This window comes from Rahnella sp. PAMC25617 (assembly GCF_050606005.1).
GTDB lineage: Bacteria > Pseudomonadota > Gammaproteobacteria > Enterobacterales > Enterobacteriaceae > Rahnella > Rahnella variigena.
The window spans coordinates 1-308 of record NZ_JBOCUM010000162.1; the positions used below are offsets into that span (position 1 = coordinate 1).

The 308-nt window shown below is 39.9% G+C and carries 1 protein-coding gene; it reads left to right on the forward strand.

Going from position 1 to position 308, the window contains the following annotated elements:
* The coding region (locus ACM615_RS24080) for an NAD-dependent epimerase/dehydratase family protein (RefSeq protein WP_431012659.1) at positions 1-308 on the forward strand (308 nt) is incomplete at both ends.

A 308-nucleotide genomic window follows, 5' to 3' on the forward strand; every position in this document is an offset into this window, starting at 1 on the left:
CCATTCCAAGGACAGCCATCGAGAAAAAACAATTTTATGATGTTAATGTTTTAGGGACCTTAAATTTATTAAAAGGATTGGAAAAAGCTGGTGTACCCGAGCAATTTGTTTTTATCAGTTCGGTTTCGGTTTATGGTCAGCAAAGCGGTATCTTTATCAACGAAGACCATCCATTAGAGGCCAAAGATCCTTATGGATTAAGCAAGATAGAAGCAGAGGACCTCGTTTTAAAATGGTGTGAACAACACCGTGTAGTTTGCACTATTTTGCGGCTTCCTCTGTTGGTAGGGAAAAATCCACCCGGTAAC